At 72.5% G+C, this 23,353-nt stretch carries 28 protein-coding genes and 1 pseudogene; 9 read left to right on the top strand and 20 right to left on the bottom strand.

What is annotated here, in order from left to right:
- Window positions 1–2 precede the first annotated feature (2 nt).
- The 4 genes from tatB to sigE are packed head-to-tail and all read right to left on the bottom strand — an operon-like array spanning window position 3 to window position 3,224.
- On the bottom strand, window positions 3–395 hold the full coding sequence (tatB, locus tag VFV67_RS15860; protein WP_326470789.1) for a Sec-independent protein translocase protein TatB: 393 nt from the start codon (window positions 393–395) through the stop codon (window positions 3–5).
- 44 nt (window positions 396–439) lie between these two features.
- Window positions 440–2,005 (bottom strand): trypsin-like peptidase domain-containing protein, encoded by a 1,566-nt coding sequence (locus VFV67_RS15855; protein ID WP_326470787.1) that lies wholly within the window; start codon window positions 2,003–2,005, stop codon window positions 440–442.
- Between the two features lie 47 nt (window positions 2,006–2,052).
- Entirely contained in the window at window positions 2,053–2,652 is a 600-nt protein-coding gene (locus VFV67_RS15850) for a zf-HC2 domain-containing protein (RefSeq protein WP_326470785.1), read from the bottom strand.
- On the bottom strand, window positions 2,649–3,224 hold the full coding sequence (gene sigE, locus VFV67_RS15845) for an RNA polymerase sigma factor SigE (RefSeq protein ID WP_326470885.1): 576 nt from the start codon (window positions 3,222–3,224) through the stop codon (window positions 2,649–2,651). Before sigE ends, VFV67_RS15850 begins: the two co-directional genes overlap by 4 nt.
- 222 nt (window positions 3,225–3,446) lie before the next feature.
- Between sigE and VFV67_RS15840 the strand changes: the two genes are divergently transcribed.
- On the top strand, window positions 3,447–4,094 hold the full coding sequence (locus VFV67_RS15840) for an O-methyltransferase (protein WP_326470783.1): 648 nt from the start codon (window positions 3,447–3,449) through the stop codon (window positions 4,092–4,094).
- 8 nt (window positions 4,095–4,102) lie between these two features.
- Here VFV67_RS15840 and VFV67_RS15835 read toward each other — a convergent pair whose 3' ends face one another.
- On the bottom strand, window positions 4,103–4,384 hold the full coding sequence (locus VFV67_RS15835; RefSeq protein WP_326470781.1) for a hypothetical protein: 282 nt from the start codon (window positions 4,382–4,384) through the stop codon (window positions 4,103–4,105).
- Complete coding sequence (glgC, locus tag VFV67_RS15830; protein WP_326470779.1) at window positions 4,371–5,597, bottom strand: glucose-1-phosphate adenylyltransferase; 1,227 nt, start codon at window positions 5,595–5,597, stop codon at window positions 4,371–4,373. Before glgC ends, VFV67_RS15835 begins: the two co-directional genes overlap by 14 nt.
- 57 nt (window positions 5,598–5,654) lie before the next feature.
- Here glgC and glgA point away from each other — a divergent pair, with 57 nt between their 5' ends.
- On the top strand, window positions 5,655–6,818 hold the full coding sequence (gene glgA, locus VFV67_RS15825; RefSeq protein WP_326470777.1) for a glycogen synthase: 1,164 nt from the start codon (window positions 5,655–5,657) through the stop codon (window positions 6,816–6,818).
- Here glgA and VFV67_RS15820 read toward each other — a convergent pair.
- A complete protein-coding gene (locus tag VFV67_RS15820) occupies window positions 6,788–8,326 on the bottom strand; it encodes a M17 family metallopeptidase (protein ID WP_326470775.1) in 1,539 nt (512 codons plus the stop codon). The genes glgA and VFV67_RS15820 overlap by 31 nt on opposite strands.
- A gap of 106 nt (window positions 8,327–8,432) precedes the next feature.
- Window positions 8,433–8,600, bottom strand: coding sequence for a DUF3117 domain-containing protein (locus VFV67_RS15815; RefSeq protein WP_012783412.1), 168 nt, complete (start codon window positions 8,598–8,600; stop codon window positions 8,433–8,435).
- A 181-nt stretch (window positions 8,601–8,781) separates the two neighbouring features.
- Here VFV67_RS15815 and VFV67_RS15810 point away from each other — a divergent pair, with 181 nt between their 5' ends.
- The gene (locus VFV67_RS15810) at window positions 8,782–9,570 is read left to right on the top strand and encodes a PaaX family transcriptional regulator C-terminal domain-containing protein (RefSeq protein WP_326470772.1); all 789 of its coding nucleotides are present in this window, start codon (window positions 8,782–8,784) and stop codon (window positions 9,568–9,570) included.
- Between the two features lie 16 nt (window positions 9,571–9,586).
- Entirely contained in the window at window positions 9,587–10,381 is a 795-nt protein-coding gene (locus VFV67_RS15805; RefSeq protein WP_326470770.1) for an enoyl-CoA hydratase-related protein, read from the top strand.
- A gap of 7 nt (window positions 10,382–10,388) precedes the next feature.
- Here the strand turns inward: VFV67_RS15805 and VFV67_RS15800 are convergent, their stop codons facing one another.
- The 5 genes from VFV67_RS15800 to VFV67_RS15780 form a co-directional block, all read right to left on the bottom strand.
- Window positions 10,389–10,940, bottom strand: a complete 552-nt coding sequence (locus VFV67_RS15800) for a DNA-3-methyladenine glycosylase I (RefSeq protein WP_326470768.1) — start codon at window positions 10,938–10,940, stop codon at window positions 10,389–10,391.
- Complete coding sequence (locus tag VFV67_RS15795; RefSeq protein ID WP_326470767.1) at window positions 10,937–11,254, bottom strand: DivIVA domain-containing protein; 318 nt, start codon at window positions 11,252–11,254, stop codon at window positions 10,937–10,939. The genes VFV67_RS15800 and VFV67_RS15795 overlap by 4 nt, the downstream gene beginning before the upstream one ends.
- Before the next feature lie 36 nt (window positions 11,255–11,290).
- Complete coding sequence (locus VFV67_RS15790) at window positions 11,291–12,202, bottom strand: glucosyl-3-phosphoglycerate synthase (protein ID WP_326470884.1); 912 nt, start codon at window positions 12,200–12,202, stop codon at window positions 11,291–11,293.
- Window positions 12,202–13,071, bottom strand: a complete 870-nt coding sequence (folP, locus tag VFV67_RS15785; protein WP_326470765.1) for a dihydropteroate synthase — start codon at window positions 13,069–13,071, stop codon at window positions 12,202–12,204. Before folP ends, VFV67_RS15790 begins: the two co-directional genes overlap by 1 nt.
- An 86-nt stretch (window positions 13,072–13,157) precedes the next feature.
- Window positions 13,158–13,943, bottom strand: a complete 786-nt coding sequence (locus VFV67_RS15780; RefSeq protein WP_326470763.1) for a TIGR00730 family Rossman fold protein — start codon at window positions 13,941–13,943, stop codon at window positions 13,158–13,160.
- 75 nt (window positions 13,944–14,018) lie between these two features.
- On the opposite strand from VFV67_RS15780, the gene VFV67_RS15775 reads away from it, so the two are divergent.
- A complete protein-coding gene (locus tag VFV67_RS15775; protein ID WP_326470761.1) occupies window positions 14,019–14,480 on the top strand; it encodes a hypothetical protein in 462 nt (153 codons plus the stop codon).
- Here VFV67_RS15775 and dapE read toward each other — a convergent pair.
- The gene (gene dapE, locus VFV67_RS15770; RefSeq protein WP_414636261.1) at window positions 14,477–15,556 is read right to left on the bottom strand and encodes a succinyl-diaminopimelate desuccinylase; all 1,080 of its coding nucleotides are present in this window, start codon (window positions 15,554–15,556) and stop codon (window positions 14,477–14,479) included. The two genes, VFV67_RS15775 and dapE, sit on opposite strands and share 4 nt — an antisense overlap.
- A 49-nt stretch (window positions 15,557–15,605) precedes the next feature.
- On the opposite strand from dapE, the gene VFV67_RS15765 reads away from it, so the two are divergent.
- From VFV67_RS15765 to VFV67_RS15750, 4 genes are read left to right on the top strand one after another with little or no spacing between them, the layout of a single operon-like run.
- A complete protein-coding gene (locus VFV67_RS15765; protein ID WP_326470758.1) occupies window positions 15,606–15,863 on the top strand; it encodes a DUF6364 family protein in 258 nt (85 codons plus the stop codon).
- Entirely contained in the window at window positions 15,860–16,294 is a 435-nt protein-coding gene (locus VFV67_RS15760; protein WP_326470756.1) for a PIN domain-containing protein, read from the top strand. The genes VFV67_RS15765 and VFV67_RS15760 overlap by 4 nt, the downstream gene beginning before the upstream one ends.
- Before the next feature lie 5 nt (window positions 16,295–16,299).
- Entirely contained in the window at window positions 16,300–17,286 is a 987-nt protein-coding gene (dapD, locus tag VFV67_RS15755; RefSeq protein ID WP_326470883.1) for a 2,3,4,5-tetrahydropyridine-2,6-dicarboxylate N-succinyltransferase, read from the top strand.
- Window positions 17,287–17,325: 39 nt separating this feature from the next.
- Entirely contained in the window at window positions 17,326–18,297 is a 972-nt protein-coding gene (locus VFV67_RS15750; RefSeq protein WP_326470754.1) for a CHAD domain-containing protein, read from the top strand.
- A gap of 126 nt (window positions 18,298–18,423) precedes the next feature.
- Here VFV67_RS15750 and dapC read toward each other — a convergent pair whose 3' ends face one another.
- The 6 genes and pseudogenes from dapC to VFV67_RS15720 form a co-directional block, all read right to left on the bottom strand.
- Window positions 18,424–19,527: a succinyldiaminopimelate transaminase gene (gene dapC, locus VFV67_RS15745; RefSeq protein ID WP_326470753.1), complete on the bottom strand. Its 1,104-nt coding sequence runs from the start codon at window positions 19,525–19,527 to the stop codon at window positions 18,424–18,426.
- Window positions 19,524–19,853 (bottom strand): ferredoxin, encoded by a 330-nt coding sequence (gene fdxA, locus VFV67_RS15740; protein WP_326470751.1) that lies wholly within the window; start codon window positions 19,851–19,853, stop codon window positions 19,524–19,526. The genes dapC and fdxA overlap by 4 nt, the downstream gene beginning before the upstream one ends.
- 161 nt (window positions 19,854–20,014) lie before the next feature.
- On the bottom strand, window positions 20,015–20,386 hold the full coding sequence (locus tag VFV67_RS15735) for a hypothetical protein (protein WP_326470882.1): 372 nt from the start codon (window positions 20,384–20,386) through the stop codon (window positions 20,015–20,017).
- Window positions 20,387–21,261 (bottom strand): annotated as a pseudogene (gene mshB, locus VFV67_RS15730) (N-acetyl-1-D-myo-inositol-2-amino-2-deoxy-alpha-D-glucopyranoside deacetylase); the annotation flags it as partial.
- A gap of 16 nt (window positions 21,262–21,277) precedes the next feature.
- Window positions 21,278–22,303, bottom strand: a complete 1,026-nt coding sequence (locus VFV67_RS15725; protein ID WP_326470749.1) for an oligopeptide/dipeptide ABC transporter ATP-binding protein — start codon at window positions 22,301–22,303, stop codon at window positions 21,278–21,280.
- The gene (locus VFV67_RS15720; protein ID WP_326470747.1) at window positions 22,300–23,340 is read right to left on the bottom strand and encodes an ABC transporter ATP-binding protein; all 1,041 of its coding nucleotides are present in this window, start codon (window positions 23,338–23,340) and stop codon (window positions 22,300–22,302) included. Before VFV67_RS15720 ends, VFV67_RS15725 begins: the two co-directional genes overlap by 4 nt.
- Window positions 23,341–23,353 lie beyond the last annotated feature (13 nt).

Here is a 23,353-nt window from a genome sequence, read left to right as displayed (position 1 = left end):
GCTCAGGTGGCGTCGGGGTCGATGGGGGGTTTTTCGCCTGCGGAGAGGGCGGGCGGGTCGACGGCCGGCGAGGGGGACGGGGGCGGCGGGGTGTAGCCGTTGGGCTTGCCGCCGTTGGTGTAGCCGTTGTCGTCGTCGAACAGGTGCCGGGCTACGGCGCGCTTGGGGTCGAAGCCGCGGAGCTGCTGCAGGTCCTGCAGGGGCTTGCGGAGGTCGTCGAACTCCGGGCCCATCTCGTTGCGCAGCTGGTCGCGGGCGCCGCTGGCGAACTCGCGCAGCTTGCGCAGGTTGCGGCCGAGCCAGGCGGCGGCCGTCGGCAGGCGTTCCGGGCCAAGGATGAACAGGCCGGCAACGCCGAGGACCAGGATCTCGGCCCACCCGATGCTGTCGAACACCCCGGTCTCCCTCCCTACACCGCGATCGTCACCAGAGTAACCGCTCAGTCCGAGCCGAGGGTCACCTGAATCGTCAGTTCCCGACCCTGCCGGGCCAGCACGATCGGCACGGTCTGGCCGGGTTCGTACTGGCGCACCGCCACGGTCAGCTCCGGCGCGTTGCGCACCTGCCGGTCGCCGACCTTGACGATCACGTCACCCTCGACCAGACCGGCCTGCTTGGCCGCACCGTTGTCGGCCACGTTGACCACCTGCGCACCCTCGGCGGTGTCCGCGGACACCGACCGCGCGGACAGGCCGAGGTCGGCGTGCTTGACCCGGCCCTGGCTGATCAGCGACTCGGTGATCCGGCGCATCGAGTTGACCGGGATCGCGAAGCCCAGCCCGATGCTGCCGGTGCTGCCCTCCGCCGTCCGGATCACCGAGTTGATCCCGACCAGGGCGCCGGTGGAATCCACCAGCGCGCCGCCGGAGTTGCCCCGGTTGATCGCGGCGTCGGTCTGGATCCCGTCGTACACCACGGGATCGTCGCCGTTCTCGCCACCGGCCACGACCGGCCGGTGCACCGCGCTCACGATGCCCTCGGTGACCGTGTTCTCCAGGCCGAGCGGCGAGCCGATGGCGATCACCGCGTCACCGACCGCCAACTTGTCCGAGTCACCGAGCTGCAGCACGGTCGGGTTGGACACCTCGACCTTGATCACGGCGAGGTCGGTCTTCGGGTCCCGGCCGACCATCCGGGCCTCCGCCCGCTGGCCGTCGAAGAACACCACGGTGATCTTCTGGCCCTCGACGGCCCGCCCGGCCAGCGTGACCACGTGGTCGTTGGTGACGATGTAGCCCTGGCCGTCGATCACCACGCCGGATCCGGTGCCGGCGTCCTGACCGCCCTTGACCTCGATGGACACCACGCCGGGCGAGACCCGGGTGGCGATGTCGGCGACCGACCCGCTCGGGCGCTCCTTGCCGGGCTGGACCTGGGCCAGGGTCACGTCGCTGGTCAACACGTCACCGCCCCGCGCAACGGCCCAGCCGACCAGCCCGCCGGCCGACCCGATCAGCAACGCGACCAGGCCGAGCAGCAGCAGCGCGGTGGGCTTCACCCGCCGGCCGAACAGGACCTCGGGCAGGCTGAGCAGCGCGCCGGACGGGCGCCGGGGCACCTCCGCCGCGTCCGCGTCCTTGCCCACCGCGGGCGGCCCGATCACCGCGCCTGCGGCCGGGTCGCGCCACGGGTCGGCCCCGTTCTCCGAACTCCACAACGGGTCTTCGGCGCCGTCGCCGTCCGGGCTTGGCCGGCCCGGCGGGCGCTGCAGCACCTCGTCGGCGTCCGGCGGCCGGCGAAACGCCGTGGCCAGCGCCTCCGGCGGCGGCAGGGTGATCTTGAGATCGGCGAACGCGTTGCGGGTGCCGAGCAACCCGCCTGGTGGCGGGGCGAACGCACCGGCCACGCCGGCCGGGCGGCCGAACACGGCGGCCGCGGTCGGGTCGGCGGGCGGGCGGTCGAGCGGACGCGGCCCGAGCCGGTCGGGCCGGTCGCGCGACTCGGGCGACTCGGTTGGCTCGGGTTGTTCGGTGCCGGGTGGATCCGGCTGGGACGGCTCGCTCATCGACTCACAGCCTGCCTGGTGAACGGTGAAGTTGCCGTTCTGCGGGCTCAGTGCGGGGCGATCAGGCCGAGGGTGTGGGCCACGTATCCGACGGGCTGCACGTTGCTCGCCGGCCGGTCGTCCGCCGGCTGCTCCTCGCTCTGCTCCGACACCGGGCCGCCGGCCGTGTTGACCAGGGCGAGCGCACCGAGCACCAGCCCGGAGACGACTACCCCGGCGCCCTGGGCGGTGCGCCGGGTGAACCGGCCGAGCACCGCGCGGCCCTCACCGAGCCGGGGCGAAGACCCCAGCGGAGTGCTGGAACCGAAAGGGACGCTGCCCGCCCGGTCCGGTCGCTGCACCATGACCAGCTGGCCGTCCTCGGTGACCGCGAGCCCGTCCGGCGAGCCGGGCAGTTCGACCTCCTGCGGGATGGCCCGCAGCGTGGCAAGAAGACCCGCCGGCACCGGCGGGGAGTCCGCGGCCTGCACGGCGGCGGAGGCCTGCCGCTGGGCGGCGATGTCCGCCGCGCAGCCGGGGCAGCGGGCGATGTGCGACGTGGCACGCTCGACCGCGGTCAGGGACAACTCGCCATCGACGAACGCGACGACCGCGTCCGGCAGCAGGTGCTGCTCGGACAGGCCCCAACCGCCGCGCCGGTCGGTCATGCCATGGCCTCCAGTGCCAGTTCCCTACGCCGCTCCAGCGACGCCCGCAATGCCTGCCGGCCCCGGTGGATCCGGCTGCGAACGGTACCGAGTTTAACTCCGAGGGTCGCGCCGATCTCCTCGTAGGACAGACCCTCCACGTCACAGAGCACCACGGCGGCCCGGAACTCCGGGGGCAGCTCGTCCAGCGCGTCCTGCAGGTCCGGGTCCAGGTGAGTCTCCGACCAGACCTGCTCGGGGCTCGGGTCGTCACCGGCCAGCCGGTCGGTGTCCTCCGGGAGGCCCTCCATGCGCAGCCGGGACCGCCGGCGCGCCATGTCCAGGAACAGGTTGGTGGTGATCCGGTGCAGCCAGCCCTCGAAGGTGCCGGGCTTGTACGAGGCGAGCGAGCGGAACACCCGGATGAAGGTCTCCTGGGTGAGGTCCTCGGCGTCGTGCGGGTTGCCGGTCAGCCGGTAGGCCAGCCGGTACACCCGGTCGGCGTGCTCCCGGACCACCTCGTCCCAGGACGGCGGCGTCCAATCCGGCTGTTCGCCCGGAACCACCTCGGGCATCGTCGACTGGGCCAGCATCGGTGGCGCCTCAACCTCCTGCACAACGGCTACTTCTCTGCTCGACTCAACGCTTGTGTTGTCCACCTTGTTCCCCTACCCCGACCACAGCCGACACAACCGCTTGACCACAATGATCGGCCGCCTGGCTATGACGTTAGTGAAATCCGCCTGAGAGCCGACTGAGAATTCGCCGGTGCGGTTACCGGCGATTTCCGCCGGCGGGCGCTAATCTCACACTCCGTGACGCTGGATCCACCGGCGACCGACCCGGCCGCGGTGCGTGAGTACCTCGACGCCTACCTCGTCGAGGACGACGCGCTGACCTCGGCCCGGCTGCGCGGCGAGCAGTTGGGCTGCGCCCCGGTCCGGCCGGACGGCGGGGCGGCCCTGCAGTTCCTGGCCGCGGCGGTGCGGGCCCGCGCGGTGGTCGAGATCGGCACCGGGGCCGGGGTGAGCGGGCTGTACCTGCTGCGCGGGATGGCCGCGGACGGCGTGCTCACCTCGATCGACGTGGAGCCGGAGCATCAGAGCGCGGCCAAGCGGACGTTCGCCGACGCCCGGATCGCCCCCGGGCGGACCCGGCTGATCATGGGCCGGGCGCTGGACGTACTGCCCCGGCTCACCGACGGGGGCTACGACCTGCTGTTCGTCGATGCGGCCAAGCCGGAGTACCCCAGCTACCACGAGCAGGGCGTGCGGCTGCTCCGGCCCGGCGGGGTGCTCGTGTTCGACAACGTGCTGTGCTCCGGCCGGGTGGCCAACCTGGCCCGGCGGGACACCGAGACCATGGCGCTGCGCGAGGTGGCAAGGGCGGTGCGCGACGACGACCGGCTGGTTCCGCTGCTGCTGCCGCTCGGCGACGGGATGCTGGTCGCCGCGAAGGCCTAGACACACACCTAGGACCGGTCCGCGGCCACGAACGCGCCCATCGAGAACGCGCCGGCCAGCCCGATCAGCGCGACCACCCAGCCGCCGGCCGTCGCGTCCCACTTGAGCCACAGGAAGCCGGCCAGGATCGCGAACGGCAGCAACACCACCACAGCGGCGATCAGGCCGGGCAGGATCCGCAGCTCGGTGCGCCGCTTCCCGCCCGACGCGGCCGCCACCTCGGACATCTGCCAGACGGCGTGGTACGGGTCGTCCGCCCGCTGCTGCGGCTGCTGCTCAGGTAGTTCCATCCGCTCTCGCCCCCTTGCCAAGCACCACGACCCCGCCCGCGCTGACCGTGTACCGGTCCCGGTCGGCCTCCGCGTCCACCCCGATCCGCGCGCCGTCGGCGACCACCACGTTCTTGTCCAGTATGGCCCTGCGGACGGTCGCGCCCTTGCCGATTCGCACACCCGGCAGCAGCACGCTGCCCTCGACCGTGGCGCCGTCCTCGATCACCACGTCGCAGCCGATCACCGACTCGCGCACGGTGCCCCCGGAGATGATCGACCCAGGCCCGACGATCGACTCCTTGGCGTGGCCGGAGTTGACGAACTTGGCCGGGGGCAGCGGCGGCGTCGCGGTCCGGATCGGCCAGGCGTGGTTGTAGAGGTTGAACACCGGGTGCACGGACACCAGGTCGAGGTGGGCGTCGTAGTAGGCGTCCAGGGTGCCGACGTCGCGCCAGTAGCCGCGGTCCCGCTCGGTCGCCCCGGGCACCTCGTTGTCGTCGAAGTCGTACACCGCCGCGGCGCCCGCGCCGACCAGCATCGGGATGATGTCGCCGCCCATGTCGTGCGCGGAGTCCGGGTCGGCCGCGTCCGCGCGCAGCGCCTCGAGCAACACCTCGGTGCGGAAGATGTAGTTGCCCATCGACGCGAACGTCACGTCCGGATCGTCCGGCACGTGCGGCGGGTCGGCCGGCTTCTCCAGGAATCGGGTGATCTTGCCGGTGGCGTCGGAGTCGATGCAGCCGAACGCCTTCGCCTCGGCGCGCGGTACCCGGATGCCGGCCACCGTCACCCCGGCGCCGCGCGCCACGTGCTGGGCGAGCATCTGCGCGGGATCCATCCGATACACGTGATCGGCGCCGAACACCACGATGTGGTCCGGTTTCTCGTCATGCACCAGGTTGAGCGACTGGAAGATCGCGTCGGCGCTGCCGGTGTACCAGCGCGGGCCGAGCCGCTGCTGGGCCGGAACCGGGGTGATGTACTGGCCGAGCACGCTGGACAGTCGCCAGGTGGTGGAGATGTGCCGGTCCAGCGAGTGCGACTTGTACTGGGTCAGCACGCACAGCCGGTGGAACCCGGCATTGACCAGATTGGACAGCACGAAGTCGACCAGGCGGTAGTTTCCGCCGAACGGGACGGCCGGCTTCGCGCGGTCGGCGGTCAGCGGCCACAGTCGCTTGCCCTCGCCGCCGGCGAGCACGATCCCGAGCACATGAGGCTGGCCCTGCACAACCCACCCTAACCCGGTGCGGGGCGGGCCCGCTGTTCCTCACCTAAGGTTCTCGGCGTGCGGATCGGCCTGTTGACACGCGAATACCCACCGGAGATCTATGGCGGCGCCGGGGTGCACGTGGGCGCGCTGGTGCCGAAGCTGCGCGAGCTGATCGAGGTGGACGTGCACTGCTTCGGCGGGCCTCGGCCGGACGCGACGGCACATCCGGTGGCGCCCGGGCTGGACGGGGCGAACCCGGCGCTGCGCACCCTGTCCGTGGACCTGGCGATGACCGCCGCCACGACCGGCGTGGACCTGGTGCACTCGCACACCTGGTACGCCAACCTCGGCGGGCATCTGGCCCGGCTGCTGCACGGCGTCCCGCACGTGGTCACCGCGCACTCGCTGGAACCGCGCCGGCCGTGGAAGGCCGAGCAGCTGCGCGGCGGCTACCGGCTGTCCTCCTGGGTGGAGCGCACCGCCTACCGCGACGCGGACGCGATCATCGCGGTGAGCAAGGGAATGCGCGCGGATGTGCTGGACTGCTACCCGGAGCTGGACCCGGACCGGGTGCGGGTGGTCTACAACGGCATCGACACCGACTTCTACCACCCGGTCACCGACACCGAGGTGCTCGCCAGGTTCGGCATCGATCCGGACCGGCCGGTCGTGCTGTTCGTCGGCCGGATCACCCGGCAGAAGGGCGTCGCGCACCTGGTGGCCGCGGCGCACCGGCTGGATTCCGGCGCCCAACTGGTGCTGTGCGCCGGGGAGCCGGACACCCCGGAGCTGGCGGCGGAGATCGGCACCGCGGTCACCACACTGTCCGCCGCCCGGCCCGGCGTGTTCTGGATCCAGCGGATGCTCGACCCGGTCGAGCTGCGCGCGCTGCTCAGCCGAGCGACCGTGTTCGCCTGCCCGTCGATCTACGAGCCGCTGGGGATCGTCAACCTGGAGGCGATGGCCTGCGGCACCGCGGTGGTGGCCTCGGACGTCGGCGGTATTCCCGAAGTGGTCGCGCAGGCGCGGACCGGGCTGCTGGTGCACTACGACGAGCGCGACGTCGAGGCGTTCCGGGACGGGCTGGCCGACGCGATCAACCAGCTGGTCGCCGACCCGGCGCGGGCGGCCGCGTTCGGCGCCGCCGGGCGGGACCGGGCCCGGACCGAGTTCACCTGGGCCGCGGCGGCCCGGCAGACCGTGGAGATCTACGAGTCGGTCCTCGCGGCGGATGCGTAGGAGCTGACCAGCTCGATCAGGGTGCGGGCGGCGAAGCCGGTGGCGCCGGGCACGACGTCGTCGTAGGGCTTCTCGGCCCGGGCCGGGCCGGCGATGTCGAGGTGCGCCCACGGCAGGCCGGCGGTGAACTCGCGCAGGAACGCCGCGGCGGTGATGCTGCTCGGGCCGGGCGGGCACTGCCGCACGTCGGCGATGTCGCTCGGCACGGCGTCGATCAGCTCCGCGGCGAGGCTGTCCACGTCGCCCGGCAGTGGCATCCGCCACCACGCCTCGCCGGCCAGATCGCCGGCCGCCCGGACCCGGTCGGCCAGCTCGTCGGTGTTGCTGAACACGCCGCCGGTGCGGGTGCCGAGCGAGACCTTCATCCCACCGGTCAGGGTGGCCACATCGACCAGCACGTCGGGCCGCAGCCGGGCGGTGGCGTAGGCCAGGGCGTCGGCGAGGACCATCCGGCCCTCGGCATCGGTGTTGGTGACCTCGGTGGTCCGCCCGCCGAAGTGCCGGACCACGTCGCCGGGCCGGTAGGCCGAGCCGGACATGTGGTTCTCCGCACACGCCACCAGGCCGGTCACCCGGACGCCGAGCCCGAACCGGGCCACCGCGACCAGCGCGGCGATCACCGCGGCGCCGCCGGCCATGTCGGTGCGCATCAGGTGCATGCCCTCGGCCTTCTTCACCGAGATGCCGCCGGTGTCGAACGTGATCCCCTTGCCGACCAGGATCAGGTGCGGCGCGGCGCCCCGGGGTCGCCAGCTCAGCTCGATCAGCCTGGGCGGACTGGCCGACCCGCCGCCGACCGCCAGCATTCCGCCGAAGCCCTGTTCGGCGAGCCAGCGTTCGTCGCGCACCTCGACCTTCAGGCCGCGCACGCCGGCCGCGGCCCGGGTGGCCATCCGGCTCAGCCAGGCCGGATCCTTCACGTTGGACGGGGTGTTGGCCAGATCCCGGGTGAGCGCGGTGGCCTCGGCCAGCGCGGCCGCCCGGCGCGCCACCTCGGTCAGCTCGGCCACCCGGCCGGCCGGCACGACCAGCCGGATCGTGCGCAGCCGCGGCTTCGCCGCCGCCGAGGCGACCTTGAACTGGTAGCCGCCGAGGCGCACCGCGCGCACCAGTTCGCGCACCTCGTCCGGGCCGGCGTCCTGCGGCAGCAACACCGACAGGGTCCGGTCGACCGCCCGGCCGGCCTCCTCGTCGGCGGCCATCCGGGTGTGCACGGCCCGCACCAGCGCGCTGCCGGCGGTCCGCCACTTGGCGCCGGTACCGGTGCCGATGCCCACCACCCAGCGCGCCGTGGCGCCGACCGGTCCTATGTGGACCTCGCCGGCCTTGCCGGTCAGGCCCATGGCGGCAATCCATTCGCCGCTGATGCCGGCGCTGCCCGGGCCGAGCACCAGCGGCTCGGCCTCCTCGCCGGGCCGGACCACGACCGCGGCCGGGCCGCCGCGGGCCCGGTCGACCACCTCCACGGAGGGCAACGGGGTGGGTAGGGCGGGCAACGTCGACGGCACGGCGGGTTCCTCCGGATTCACCAAGAAACGGCTAGCCCCGGCCTCCACGTTGGACCGTGCGTGCGGCACGGCCAGCGCGGACCGGGGCAGCGGACGAGCAGAGCGGTCAGCCCGCGGCGGCCTTCAGCGCATCGCCCAAGGCGTTGGCCTCGTCCGCCGACATCTCGACGACCAGGCGACCACCACCCTCCAAGGGGACGCGCATCACGATGCCCCGACCCTCCTTCGTCACTTCGAGGGGACCGTCGCCGGTCCGGGGCTTCATGGCCGCCATAGCGTGCTCCCTCCGTCTGTGCCTCCCACTCCGGCCGGTGCGCCCGGTCAGAGCCCAGCACATTCTCCCCCATCGCGTCTCGGCGGTGAAATCGAACCGATCAACGCGTGTCGCGTGACGTGCCGCAATGGCTTGGCATGAGGTGGCGCTGTGTGGCACGCAACTGCCAGACTCGGATGGTGTGCGGGCTCGTTCGGCGCTGTTCGATGTGTACGGGGGCTATCTGCGGGCCCGGGGTGGGTCGGCCGCGATCGCCGCGCTGGTCCGACTGCTCGAGCCGCTCGGCTTCGGCGCCCCGGCCATCCGCACGGCCGTGTCCAGAATGGTCCGGCAGGGCTGGCTGACGCCGGTCCGGCTGCCCGAGGGTCCCGGCTACGCCCTGACCAGGCGGGCGGAGCTGCGCCTTGACGAGGCCGCGGCGCGCATCTACCGAACCCGTCCATCCACATGGGACGGACGGTGGCATGTGGTGGTGCTCACGGCGTTGCCCACCCGGGGCGACCGGGACCGGCTGGACTCCTCGCTGCGCCTGCTCGGCTACGCCCCGCTCGGCCCGGCCACCTGGATCGCGCCGCGACCCTCACCGGAGCTCGCCGACGTTCTCGGCGACGCGCCGGCCAGCGTGTTCCACGGTCCGCACGACGGAATGGACACCGAACTGGCCACGCGGGCCTGGGACCTGGCCGCGCTCGGCGCGGAGTACGCGGCGTTCGTGCGGGAATGGGAACCGCGAGTGTCGGTTGTGGACGGTTCGGACCCGGCCACGGCGTTCGCCGAGTCGGCGCTGCTGCTGCACGCCTGGCGGCGGTTCCTGTTCCGGGACCCGGGGCTGCCCGGCGAGCTGCTGCCGGACGGCTGGCCGGGCACCGTGGCCGCGGAGTTCTTCGACCGGCACACCGCCCGGCTCGCCCCGGCCGCCGAGCGGTTCCTGGACCATTGCCTCGGCCGTCGCACCCGATCGACGGCATGACCGTGGAGGAGACCCGTTGTCCACCGATGCCCCACTTTTGACCGAGGACGCCGACGGCGTGCGCACGTTCACGCTGAACCGGCCGGACGCGTTCAACTCGTTGACCACCCAGCTCAAGTCGGACCTGCTGACCGGCCTGCGCGCGGCGGCCACGGACGACACGGTGCGCGCGGTGGTGATCACCGGCACCGGCCGGGCGTTCTGCGCGGGGCAGGACCTCAAGGAGCACGTCGCGCTGCTGCAGGCCGGTGACCCGGCGCCGCTTTCCACCGTGGTCGAGCACTACAACCCGATCATCGCCACCATCACCGGGATGCCCAAGCCGGTGATCGCCGCGGTCAACGGCATGGCGGCCGGCGCGGGCGCGTCCCTCGCCTACGCCGCCGACCTGCGCATCTGCGCGTCCTCGGCGAAGTTCCTGATGGCCTTCGCCAACGTCGGCCTCACCGCCGACTCGGGCGCGTCCTGGACCCTGCCCCGCCTGATCGGCTACGGCCGGGCCATGGAGATGATGCTGCTCGCCGCCCCGGTCACCGCAGATGCGGCGTTGGCGCTCGGCATGGTCACCCAGGTCGTCCCGGACGCCGAGGTGCTCGCCACCGCGCACGAGCTGGCTACCCGAATGGCCGCCGGCCCCACCACGGCGTACGGCAAGATCAAGGAGTCGCTGCTCGCCGGGGCCGGCGGCACCCTGGACGACGCCCTGGCCACCGAGGCCCGCACCCAGGCCGAGGCCGGCGCCACCGCGGACCACGCCGAGGCCGTCGCGGCCTTCGTGACCAAGCGCACGCCCACGTTCACCGGGAACTGAGCCCGGGCTATCCGGTGGCGCGCCAGCAGGTGGCGATGTGGTCGTCGACCATGCCGGTGGCCTGCATCATGGCGTAGCAGGTGGTGGGGCCGACGAAGGTGAACCCGCGCCGTTTGAGCTCCTTGGCCATGGCCGTGCTCTCCGGGGTGCTGGCGGGGACGTCGGCGAGGGTGGCCGGGCGGGGGCGGCCGGCCGGGTCGGGGGCGAACGACCAGAGCAGCTCGTCGAGGGGGGTGTCCAGGGCGGCGATGGCGTTGGCGTTGCGGATCGCGGCGTCGATCTTGGCGCGGTTGCGCACGATGGCCGGGTCGGCCATCAGCCGGGCGACGTCGTCGGGACCGAAGGCGGCCACCTTCTCTGGTTGGAAGCCGGCGAAGGCGGCCCGGAAGCCCTCGCGCTTGCGCAGGATGGTCAGCCAGGACAGGCCGGACTGGAAGGCTTCCAGGGTCAGGCGTTCGAACAGGGCGGCCTCGCCGTGCAGGGCGACGCCCCACTCGTCGTCGTGATAGGCGACGTAGTCCGGGGTCGAGTTGGCCCAGCCGCAGCGCTGCCGGATCATCGCGGTTCGGGCTCGGCCGGCGCGTCCCGGCCGGCCTCCAGCTCGGCGATCCGGGCGTGTAAGGCCTCCAGCTCGGTGCCCAGCCGGCCGAGCACCCAGTCCACCTCCGACATCTTGTAGCCGCGCACGACCTGCTGGAACCGCACGGTCCGCAGGTCCGCGGCGGTCACCCCGGACTCGGGCAGGCGGGTGGGCGATGCGCCCGGCGGCAGCGGCGGCAGCTCCTCGCCACGCCCGAACAGCACAGACGCCAGCAGGAACACCACGGCCGCGACGAGCACCATCACGACCAGGTAGATCAGCGCGGTGGTCACGGCATGCATCGTGGCACGCCGCACCGACACCGGGTATCACCGGCCGACCAGCAGCTCCCGCATCGGCGGCCGGTCGGTGGCGGCCACCCGGCTGGTGTCCGGCAGCCACTCGCCGGCCACCTGGAGGAACTGGGTCAGCTCACCGGCCGCGGCGTCGATCCCGCACCGGGACAGCACGGTGTCCAGGATCTGCCCGGCCATCCGGCCCAGCTCGGCCAGCGACCGGTTGCGGTGCGCCCGCACGCCCAGGTTGACCTGCGCCAGGCCGGCCAGGCCGACCCGCGCGTGCGCGTCGAGCAGCAGCCCGATCTCCACGCCGTACCCGGCCGCGAACGGCACCGACTCGAGCAGCGTCCTGGTGCCGGCGAACTCGCCGGCCAAGGGCTGGATCACCCCGCACAGCTCCGGGCGCAGCGCCGCGAGCAGCGGCCGGGCCATCAGCTCGGTCACCCGCCCGCCGCCGGCCGCGTCGCCGGCGATCGGACGCCGGTAGAACGCCTTCACCAGCTGCACCTCCGGCTCGCGGAGCAGCGGCCCGAGCAGCGCCGGGACGAACCCCGGATCCGGCTCCACCAGGTCGGAGTCGACGAACACCAGCAGGTCACCTGAGGTCGCGGCCAGCGAGCGCCACAGCACCTCACCCTTGCCGGGCAACGGTTCCAGCTCGGCCAGCACGTCGGTGCGGCGGACCACCCTGGCCCCGGCCGCTGCGGCCGCCGCGACGGTCCGGTCGGTCGAACCGGAGTCGACCACCACCAGCTCGTCCACCAGCGTGCCGATCAGCGGCCGGATCGAGGCCACCACCGCGCCAACCGTCGACTCCTCGTTCAACGCCGGCAGCACCACGCTCACCGTTCGGGAACCCTTGGCCCGCAACAGATCCGGCACCGGGGCGCCGGCATCCCGCCAGGTCCGGGCGGCGAACCAGGCGGCCGCGTCCGGGTGCATCACGCCAGCGCCCGCAGGCACAGGGCCGGCGGGCGGGTACCGGCGATGCTGGCCACCATCTCGACCACCCTCCTGGTCTGCCGGACCTCGTGCGCGCGGAACACCCGGGCACCGGCGAACGCCGCGATCGAGGTCGCCGCCAGCGTGCCGTCCACCCGGTCGGCCAGCCCGACCCCCAGCGTCTCGCCGACGAAATCCTTGTTGGACAACGCCATCAGCACCGGCCAGCCGGTGTCCACCAGCTCGCCGAGCCGGCGCAGCAGCTCCAGCCCATGCCAGGTGTTCTTGCCGAAGTCGTGGGTGGGGTCGATCAGCACGCCGGCCCTCGGCACGCCCAGCGCCACCATCCGCTCGGCCCGCTCCACCAGTTCGGCCGCCACCTCGGCGACCACGTCCAGGTAGCGCACCCGGTGCGGGTCGGTGCGCGGCCGGGCGCCGCCGGTGTGCGAGCAGACGATGCCCGCGCCGAACTCCGCGGCCACCTCGGCCACCAGGGGGTCGGCGCCGGCCCAGGTGTCGTTGATCAGGTCGGCGCCCGCCGCGCAGGCGGCCCTGGCCACCTGATGCCGCCAGGTGTCCACGCTGATCACCAGGTCCGGATGGCGCTCCCGGACGGCGGCCACGAACGGCACCACCCGCCTGGTCTCCTCGTCCGGGTCCACCTGCTCGCCGTGTGAGCCGGCCCGCACGCCGCCGATGTCGACCATGTCGGCACCCTCGGCGACCACTCGGTCCACCGCCGACATGGCCGCCCGGTCGTCGAAGGTGGCGCCGCGGTCGTAGAACGAGTCCCTGGTGCGGTTGATGATGGCCATCACCAGAGCGCGGTCCGCGGCCACCGTGCGGGTACCGAACCGGAGGGTTTCCACGCCCCGATCGTGCCATGCGCCGCCGGACCGGGGTGACGCCGATACACAGTGGACACCATCCGTGACGGGCCGGCGATCCCGGCTGGTCAGTGCGTCTCGGTCCAGGCCTGGTACGCCTCCTCGACCACCCGGACGGCGTCCTCGATGTCGTCGGTCACGTGCAGCAGCGCCAGGTCCCGCTCGCCGATCTTGCCCTGCCCGTAGACGAAGTCCCGGACCCAGGCGTGCAGACCGCCCCAATAGGACTGTCCGAACAGGACGACCGGGAACTTGGTCACCTTCTTGGTCTGCACCAGGGTGAGCGCCTCGAACAGCTCGTCCAGCGTGCCGAACCCGCCGGGCAGGCAGATGAACGCCTGGGCGTACTTGATGAACATGGTCTTGCGGGTGAAGAAGTACCGGAAGTTCACCCCGAGATCGACCCACGGGTTGAGGCCCTGTTCGAACGGCAGCTCGATGCCGAGGCCGATGGACAGCCCGCCGGCCTCGGAGCAGCCCCGGTTGACCGCCTCCATCGACCCGGGGCCGCCGCCGGTGATGGCCGCGAAGCCGGCGTGCGCGAGCGCGGCGCCGATGTCCCGGCCCAGCTGGTACTCCGGATGGTCGCGCTGGGTGCGCGCGGAGCCGAACACGGTCACCGCCCTCGGCACTTCGGCCAGCGCCCCGAAGCCCTCGACGAACTCGGCCTGGATCCGCAGCACCCGCCACGGGTCGGTGTGCACCCAGTCGGTCGGCCCGCGCGAGTCGAGCAACCGCTGGTCGGTCGTGGTCAGCTCGGCCCGCCGGCCCCGGCGCAGCACCACAGGTCCGCGCTGTTTCTCCCGCGGGTGCTCCTCGTCCTCGGGCACCTCGACCGGATCCTGGTTGGTCACGCCGGGAGTCTAGGGGGATCCAGGCGGCTACCGTCGGCGTCCTACCCCCCGTCAGAACGATCACCGGAGGGTGCCATGACGACGCCGGACCAGACCGACCGGGTGCTGCGCGCGCTGCGCAAGGACGTCGCCGCGCTGGAGAACCGGCTGCTGCGCGCCGAGACCGAATGGCGCCGGGGGGCGGCGGTCAGCGGTCTGGCCGGCGGGATGCTGGCGCTCCTCGCGGCGCCCTGGGTTTCCCTCGAGGACGGCGACCAGCCGCGCCACCTGTTCCAGCTGGTGGAGGACAACCCGTTCACCCTGGCCTGCCTCGGCCTGGTCCTGGCCCTGGGCCTGCTGTCGTTCAACCTGACCGACAGCCGGCTCTTTCACGGCATCGTGGCCGGCATCGGCGGGGCGGCCGAGCTCAGCCTGCTGTTCGCCGGGGCCGGCGCGGACTCCGAGTACACCGCGGCGGTCGGCCGGTGGCTGATGTTCTTCGCCGTCGCCGGGCTGATCGGCCTGCACGCCACCTGGGCCGGCGACAAGCGGTACTAGCGGCCGAGGAACCGGCCGAGCACCTCGACGCAGCGCCGGATCTGGGCCACCGGGACGTGCTCTTCCTTGGTGTGCGCCAGGGTCGGGTCGCCCGGACCGAAGTTCACCGCGGGCAGCCCGGCCGCGGCGAACCGGGCCACGTCGGTCCAGCCCAGCTTGGCCACCGGATCCCCGCCGGCGGCGGCGACCAGCTCGCGGGCGGCCGGGGCGGACAGGCCCGGCATGGCCCCGGCGGCGCAGTCCACGACGGTGAGCAGGTAGCCGTCGAACACCGCCCGCAGGTGCTCGGTGGCCTGCTCGACCGAGCGGTCCGGGGCGAACCGGTAGTTCACGGTCAGGACGGCCTCGTCCGGCACCACGTTGCCGGCCACGCCGCCGCGGACCGCCACTGCCTGCAGCCCCTCCCGGTACCGGCAGCCGTCGATCTCGGCGGTGCGCGGCTGGTACTCGTCGAGCCGGTACAGCGCGCCGCCCAGTGCGTGGATCGCGTTGACCCCCATCCAGGCCCGGGCGGTGTGCGCGCGCCTGCCCTCGGTGCGCAGCTCGACCCGCATGGTGCCCTGGCAACCGGCCTCGACCACCGCGTTGGACGGCTCGCAGACGATGGCCAGGTCGCCGGCCAGCCACTCGGGCTGCTCCCGTTCGATCCGGCCGAGCCCGTTGCGCGCGGCGTCGAGCTCCTCGCAGTCGTAGAAGATGAAGGTCAGGTCGTGCACCGGGTTCCTGGCGGTCGCCGCCAGGTGCAACATGACCGCGTCGCCGCCCTTCATGTCCACCGCGCCGCACCCGGCCAGCTCGGCGCCGTCCCCGTCGCCGTCCCAGCGGACCGGCAGGTTCCCGTTGATCGGCACGGTGTCCAGGTGCCCGGCCAGCACCACCCGCGACCCCCGCCCGAGGTTGGTCCTGGCCAGCACCGCGTTCCCGGACCGGACGACCTCGAGATGCCCCGCCTGCTCCCGCAGCGCCCCCTCCACTGCGGCCGCCAGCTCCCCCTCCTGCCCCGACACACTGGGAATGTCCACCAGCGCCGCGGTCAACTCCACCGGATCGCCATCGAGTCGCAGGATCACGGTCAGTAGCCTAGATCCACAGTCGTTCACGTGGACCACGCACTATCCTGTGGCCATGGCGAAGCGGAACCTCACGGTCCAGCTCGACGAGGAGACCATCCGGGCAGTCAAGGAACTCGCCGCCCGGCGCGGCACCTCGGTCAGCGGACTGGTCGCCCAGAAGATCCATCAGATGGTGGCTGCGGACGATCGCTACCAGGTAGCCATGGAAGCCGCGCTCGAGGCGATGCGCAACGCGAAGCCCAGGGGCGGCCGCAACTGGACGCGGGCCGAGATCAACGAGGATCGATTCAACGGGACTCGCTACGAGTGAACAGCGGAACAAACCTGGTCTTCGTCGACACGAACGTGCTCGTCTACGCGCATGACCTCGACGAGGGTCAGAAACACGACATCGCCGTCGCCGTGTTGAACAAGCTGTGGCGGGACGGCACCGGGGTGCTCAGCACCCAGGTGCTGCAGGAGTTCTACCGAGTGGCCACGCGGAAGATGAATCCGGCGATGACCAAGTCCGAGGCGCGCGCGATCATTGCGGAATACGGCCAATGGTGCTCGATGGACACGAACCCACAGCTACTCGTGTCGGCCAGCATCCTCGATGAGCGGTATCAGCTGCCGTGGTGGGACGCGCTCGTCGTGGAGGGCGCCGTGCGGAGCGGAGCGAGCCTGTTGCTGTCCGATGACCTGCAGAACGGGCAGCGGTTCGGGACGTTGACCGTGCGGAATCCGTTCGTTGGGCCCTGATTTAGATTTGCGGTGTGAGCAGCAGTCTTGAGACGACCGGCGCGGTGGGTGTCGGGTTGGCGACGGTGACCGAGGACGGGACGGTGCTGGACGCCTGGTTTCCGCGGCCGCGGTTGGGGTCGGCGGTGACGCCGGGGACCCAGGATCTGTCCGAGCAGGAGGCGGCCGACGAGCTCGGGCCGGAGGTGTCCGCGTTGCTCGGGCCCGATCCGGCGCGGCGGGTGGAGGTCATCCCGGTGCGCACCGGGATCACCCGGCTGGCCGGCGCCCCGGTGGACGCCTACGACGTGTACCTGCGGCTGCACCTGCTGTCCACCCGGCTGGTCCAGCCGAACGGGCTCAGCCTCGACGGGCTGTTCGGGCTGCTCGCCAATGTGGTGTGGACCAATCGCGGTCCGTGCCCGGTGGAGGGGTTCGAGGCGACCAGGATGCGGCTGCGGGCCGGCGGGGCGGTGACCGTGCACCTGGTGGACAAGATCCCGCGGATGGTCGACTACGTGGTGCCGTCCGGCGTGCGGATCGCCGACGCCGACCGGGTGCGGCTGGGCGCGCACCTGGCCGCCGGCACCACGGTGATGCACGAGGGCTTCGTCAACTTCAACGCCGGCACGCTCGGCGCGTCCATGGTGGAGGGTCGGATCTCCCAGGGCGTCGTGGTGTCGGACGGCTCGGACATCGGCGGCGGCGCGTCGATCATGGGCACGCTGTCCGGCGGCGGCCGGGAGACGATCACCATCGGCAAGGGCTGCCTGGTCGGGGCGAACGCCGGGATCGGCATCTCGCTCGGCGACGACTGCATCGTGGAGGCCGGGCTGTACGTCACCGCCGGCACCAAGGTCACGTTGCCGGACGGGACGGTGGTCAAGGCCCGGGAGCTGTCCGGCCGGTCCGGGTTGCTGTTCCTGCGCAACTCCACCACCGGCGCGGTCGAGGCGCGGGGCCACGGCGGCACCGGCATCGAGCTCAACGCCGCACTGCACGCCAACGATTGAGCCGTTTCACGGCACCTTCGGGTCACATACCATGGGAAAATGGCCCCGACAGCGACGGCCGCCTCGGCGGAGCAGCCGGCAACCCCGCGTCCTGTCGACTTAGGACTCGACGAGTCACCGCGCCGGGCCGACCCGGCCGACCCGCCCGCGGTGCACGTGCGCGCCCGGCTGGACGAGCAGATCCGCGCGCTGCTCGAGCACGAGGCGATCGCCAGGACCGGCACCGATCCCGAGGGCGTGCACCAGATGCGGGTGGCCGTGCGGCGGATCCGGGCGGCGCTCAAGGCCGGCGGCGCGGACCTGGGCGAGCCGGCCGCCACGCTGCCGGACGGGCTGCGCTGGCTCGGCGGCGTGCTCGGCGCGGTGCGGGACCTGGATGTGCAGCTCGAGCACCTGCGCGGGCTGGCCGAGGACTTCCCGCCGAACGAGCGGGAGGCGGCCGAACGGCTGCTGCTCGGCCTACGGGCCGCCCGGCGCACGGCCCGCACCGCCCTGCTCGCCGCGCTGCGCGAGCCGCGGTACCGCGGCCTGCTCACCGCGCTCGCCGCCGCCGCGCGCTCCGAGCCGGCGCCGGCCGGCGTGCCGGCACCGCGCGACGAGCCGGAGCCGGCCATGATCGACGTGGTGCGCAAGCCGTACCGCAGGCTCAGCCGGGCCGCCGCCGCGCTCGGCGCGGACCCGCCCGACGACGACCTGCACGAGCTGCGCATCCACGGCAAGCGGCTGCGCTACGCCGCCGAGCTGGCCGTGCCCACCGCCGGCCAACCAATACAGGCGGTGATCAAGGCGACCAAACGGCTGCAGGACATACTCGGCGACCACCAGGACGCCTGCGTGGCCGAGCAGCAGATCCGCCGCCTACTGGCCGAACTAGGCCCCGACCCGCAGGCCGCGTTCGTCGCCGGCCGCCTGGTGGAACGCGAACGCGCCCGCCGCGCCGACTGCCGGGCCCGCTGGCGCGCCGCGATGGCCGAGGTCGAAGCAACAGCCCACGCCCTCCTGAACGCTTAGAGCCCGCCACAGTGGATCACTGAGAAAAGTCTCGGCCATACCAAAGCAACCTCAGGGGCACCGTGACGCAACCCAGCCACCATCACCCCGCCAACCGCACCACCGGCTGGAACGCAACAACAGCAGTTAAATCCCGGAGAGGCGGGTCAGCGCGGCGGCGATGCGGTCGTCGGGGGCGGTGAGGGCGATGCGCACGTGCCGGCCGCCGGTGCGGCCGTAGAAGGTGCCGGGGGCGACCAGGATGCCGCGCTCGGCCAGCCAGCCGACGGTGTCCCAGGCGTCCTCGTCGCGGGTGGCCCACAGGTACAGGCCGGCCTCGGAATGGTCGATCCGGAAACCGGCACGGGTGAGCGCGGCGCGCAGCACGGACCGGCGGGCGGCGAACCGGGCCCGCTGCTCGGCGACGTGGGAGTCGTCGGACAGCGCCGCGGTCATGGCCGCCTGCACCGGGCGCGGGACGATCATCCCGGCGTGCCGGCGCACCGCGAGCAGCGCGGCGACCAGGGTCGGGTCACCGGTGACGAAGCCGGCCCGGTAGCCGGCCAGGTTGGAGCACTTGGACAGCGAGTGCACGGCGAGCAGCCCGTCGAACACTCCGCCGCAGACCGACGGGTGCAGGATCGAGACCGGCTCGGTCTCCCAGCCCAGGGTCAGGTAGCACTCGTCGGACACCACCACGGCGTCGCGTTCCCGGGCCCAGGCGAGCACCTTGCGCAGGTGCTCGGCTGGCAGCACCCGGCCGGTCGGGTTGCCCGGGGAGTTCAGCCACACCAGCACCGGCCGGGCCGGGCCGAGCGCGAGCAGGCCGTCCGCGCGCACCGGTTCGGCGCCGGCCAGCCGAACCCCGACGTCGTAGGTCGGGTAGGCCAGTTCGGGAAGCACCACGACGTCGCCGGGCCCGACCCCGAGCAGGGTGGGCAGCCAGGCGACCAGTTCCTTGGATCCGATGGTGGGCAGGACCGCGTCCGGCTCGACCCCCTCGACGCCGTGCCGCCGGCGCAGGGCGTCGACCGCCGCCTTGCGCAGTTCCGGCGTGCCGTGCGTGGCCGGATACCCGGGTGCGTCCGCGGCCGCGGCCAGCGCGGCCTGGATGACCGACGGCACCGGGTCCACCGGCGTCCCGATGGACAGGTTGACCAGCCCGTCCGGGTGCGCCGCGGCCCGCGCCGAGTGCTCGGCCAGGGTGTCCCACGGGTAGTCCGGCAGCGCGGCCCCCCGGCGTGGGATCAAGCGTGGTCCTGGTTCATCGGCGGCAGGTCCTTGATCAGCGGTGGGTCCGCACTCACCTTGCCCACCTTGGCCGCGCCGCCCGGCGAACCGAGCTCGTTGAAGAAGTCGACGTTGGCCTTGGTGTAGTCCTTCCACTGATCGGGCACGTCGTCCTCGTAGTAGATGGCCTCAACCGGGCAGACCGGCTCACAAGCGCCGCAGTCGACACACTCGTCGGGGTGGATGTAGAGCATCCGGTCCCCCTCGTAGATGCAGTCGACCGGGCACTCTTCGATGCATGCCTTGTCGAGCACGTCGACGCAGGGCTCGGCGATCACATAGGTCACTGCGCTTCTCCTGCTCCTTTTTCACGTTGGCGTGCAGGCGGGAAGATTACCGGCTGCGCCTAGTATCCCTCTGAATAGCCGATGACCCAGCCCGGGTGCCGCACACCTCACACGATCTCAGCAGGTGGAAGCTCGGGTTTCGGTCGTGGCCCGGCGCCGGGTCAGGAGCGCACCCCGCCGAGCGTGAACGCCGCCGGCAGCGCCCCGCCGGCCAGCAGCAACAACGCCCGCCAGTCCTCGGCGAGCACCCGGTCGCCGCCGGGTCCGGCCAGGCCGAACACCCCGACACAGAGCAGCCACACCAGCAGCGGCGAGGCGGCCACGACGGTCCGCGGCGAGATCCGGCCGGCCAACAGCACCAGCACCGGCAGGGTGAACGCGGCCAGCAGCGCCGAGACCGGCAGCGGCACCCCGCCGAGGTCGGGCAGCAGGGCGCCGTCGAAGCGCAGCGGCAGGTAGAGCAGCTCGAGCGCGGCGAGCACCGCGCTGTCCACCAGCAGTACCAGCAGAAACAGCCGATCCCGAACCTTCATGGCGGTACCCGATGGTTCGCTCGCGCTCATCCGAGCCCGCCGAACAGGTCGGTTCCGGCGCCGGTCGCGTCGCCGCGGGCCAGCACGTAGTACTCCTCGGCCACCACCGGCTGGGCGATCCCGTTGGACAAGGCGTAGCCGTACTCGCCGTCGCCGCCCTGCCACACGCTGACCTGGGTGGCGTGCGCCCGCATCGCGCCCAGCTTGGCCGGCAGCGACTCGGCCACCGGGATGGCGGTGGTGATCTCCGCGTCGTCGGTCACCGGCAGCTCGCCCGGCGCGGGCAACCGGTAGGGCAGCCCGGCCATCCGGCCGAGCGCTGCGATCCCGTCCTCGGTGGCCCGGCGCGAGTTGACCGTGTAGAACACCCGGTCCACGCCGGAAGCGGCGGCGCTGCCCGCCATGGTGATCTCGTGCGCGCGGATGTGGTCGGGGTGCCCGTAGCCGCCGTCCGGCCCGTAGCTGACCACCACCTGCGGCCGCACCTCGGCCAGCACGCCGGCCAGCGCGGCGGTCTGCTCGTCCCGGTCGCCCGCGGCGAACGCGCGCGGGTGGGCGTTGGCCGAGGTGCCGGCCATCCCCGAGTCCCGCCACCGGCCGATCCCGCCGAGGTAGCGCTGGTCGGACAGGCCGAGCGCGGCGCACGCGGCCCGCAGCTCGCCGACCCGGTACCCGCCGAGCTGGTCGGCCGCGCCGACGGCCAGACCGGAAAGCGACTCCGGGATGACCTCGCCCTCCTCGCCCAGCGTGCAGGTGACCAGCGTGACCGCCACCCCGGCGGCCGCGTACCGGGCGATGGTGCCCCCGGTCCACAGGCTCTCGTCGTCCGGATGTGCGTGCACCAGCAGCATCCGGGACGGGGCGGTCAGGGTCACCCGATGAGCGTAATGGCTAGGCGCGCACCACTTCGCGCACGGCGGCGTAGTGGCAGGCGGCCCGGTGGCCGGTGCCGCCGGGCACCTCGGCCAGCGCCGGACGGTGCTCGACGCACACCATCCGCTCGGCCTCGGTCAGCTGCTCGAACTTCCAGCAGCGGGTGCGGAACCGGCAGCCCGACGGCGGGTTGGCCGGGTTGGGCACGTCGCCGCGCAGCACGATGGTCTCCCTGGCCCGTTCCACCCGCGGGTCCGGGATCGGCACCGCCGAGATCAGCGCCTGGGTGTAGGGATGGTACGGGCGGTCGAACAGGTCGTCCCGGTCGGCGATCTCCACGATCCCGCCCAGGTACATCACCGCGACCCGGTCCGAGATGTGCCGGACCACCGACAGGTCGTGCGCGATGAACAGGTAGGTCAGCCCGAGCTCGTCCTGCAGATCCTCGAGCAGGTTGACGATCTGGGCCTGGATGGACACGTCCAGCGCGGAGACCGGCTCGTCCAGCACGACGAACTTGGGGTTGAGCGCGATCGCCCGGGCGATGCCGACCCGCTGGCGCTGGCCGCCGGAGAACTCGTGCGGGTAGCGGTCGGCGTACTCCTCGGCCAGGCCGACGGTGTCCAGCAGGTCGGAGATCGTGGACCGGGTGACCGGGGTGCCCATCAGCTGGTACTTCTCGGACAGGATCTGCCGGATGGTCATCCGCGGGTTCAGCGAGGCGTACGGGTCCTGGAAGATGATCTGCATGTCCCGGCGGGCCCGGCGCAGGTTCTCCTTGCCCAGCTTGAGAACCTCGACTCCGTCCAGGACGACCCGGCCGGAGGTCGGTTCGGTCAGCCGGAGGATGGCCCGCGCGGTGGTCGACTTGCCGCACCCGGACTCGCCGACCAGGGCGACCGTCTGTCCTTTGTAGACAGTGAAGGACACGCCGTCCACGGCCTGGACCTGGCCGACCGTGCGCTTGATGAAGATGCCGCTGCGGATCGGGAAGTGCTTGACCAGATTGGCGACCTCGAGCATCGGCACCTCGGCCCGGGTCATAGCGCCAGCCTCTCGTCGTTGGCCATGCCGACCCGGTCGCTGTGCACGCAGGCGGCCAGATGCCCGGCGCCGGCCACCGGTTCCAGCGGCGGCACCGCCGCCACGCACTCGTCGGTGGCGAACCGGCAGCGCGGGTGGAACGGGCAGCCCTTCGGCACGTTGGCCAGGCTCGGCGGCACCCCCTTGATCGGGGTCAGCCGCTCCTGCCGGCGGTGGTCCATCCGGGCCAGGCTGGACAGCAGGCCGAAGGTGTAGGCGTGCCGCGGCTGGTAGAAGATCTCGTCGGTGCTGCCGGTCTCGACGATCCGGCCGGCGTACATCACGTTGATCCGGTCCGCGTGGCTGGCCACCACCCCGAGGTCGTGCGTGATCAGCACGATCGCGGTGTTCCGGTCCTGCTGCAACTTCTCCAGCAGCGCCATGATCTGCGCCTGCACGGTCACGTCCAGCGCGGTGGTCGGCTCGTCGGCCAGCAGCACCTGCGGGTCGTTGGCCAGCGCCATGGCGATCATCGCGCGCTGCCGCATCCCGCCGGAGAACTCGTGCGGGTACTGGTTGAGCCGCACCGGCGGGTTGGGGATGCCCACCTCGCCGAGCAGATCCAGGGCCCGCCTGCGGGCCACCGCCCTGCTGACCTTCTGATGGGTGCGCACCATCTCGGCGATCTGGTCGCCGATCCGGAACACCGGGTTCAGCGCGGTGAGCGGATCCTGGAAGATCATCGCGATCTCCTTGCCACGCAACCGGCGCTGCTGCTTCTCCGGCATCTTCATCAGCGACCGGCCGCGCAGCATGATGTCCCCGGTGGGGAAGACCGCGGGCGGGCTCTGGATCAGCCCGAGAATCGTCATGGCGGACACCGACTTGCCGGACCCCGACTCGCCCACGATGGCCAGCGTCTCGCCCTCGCCGACCATCCAGCTCACCCCGTCCACCGCCTTGACCGTGCCGCGGTCGGTGACGAAGTGCACGCGCAGATCCCGCACCTCGAGCAGCGGGGCCGAGGTGTCCAGGTCGATGTCGTGCGCCCTGACCATGCGGGCGGTCTCC

Origin of the sequence: Actinophytocola sp., from assembly GCF_035762905.1 — a bacterium.
In the GTDB taxonomy this organism is placed as follows: Bacteria; Actinomycetota; Actinomycetes; order Mycobacteriales; family Pseudonocardiaceae; genus DASYTH01.
The sequence above is the reverse complement of the archived record's forward strand: the minus strand, read 5'-3'. Positions and strand labels throughout refer to the sequence as shown.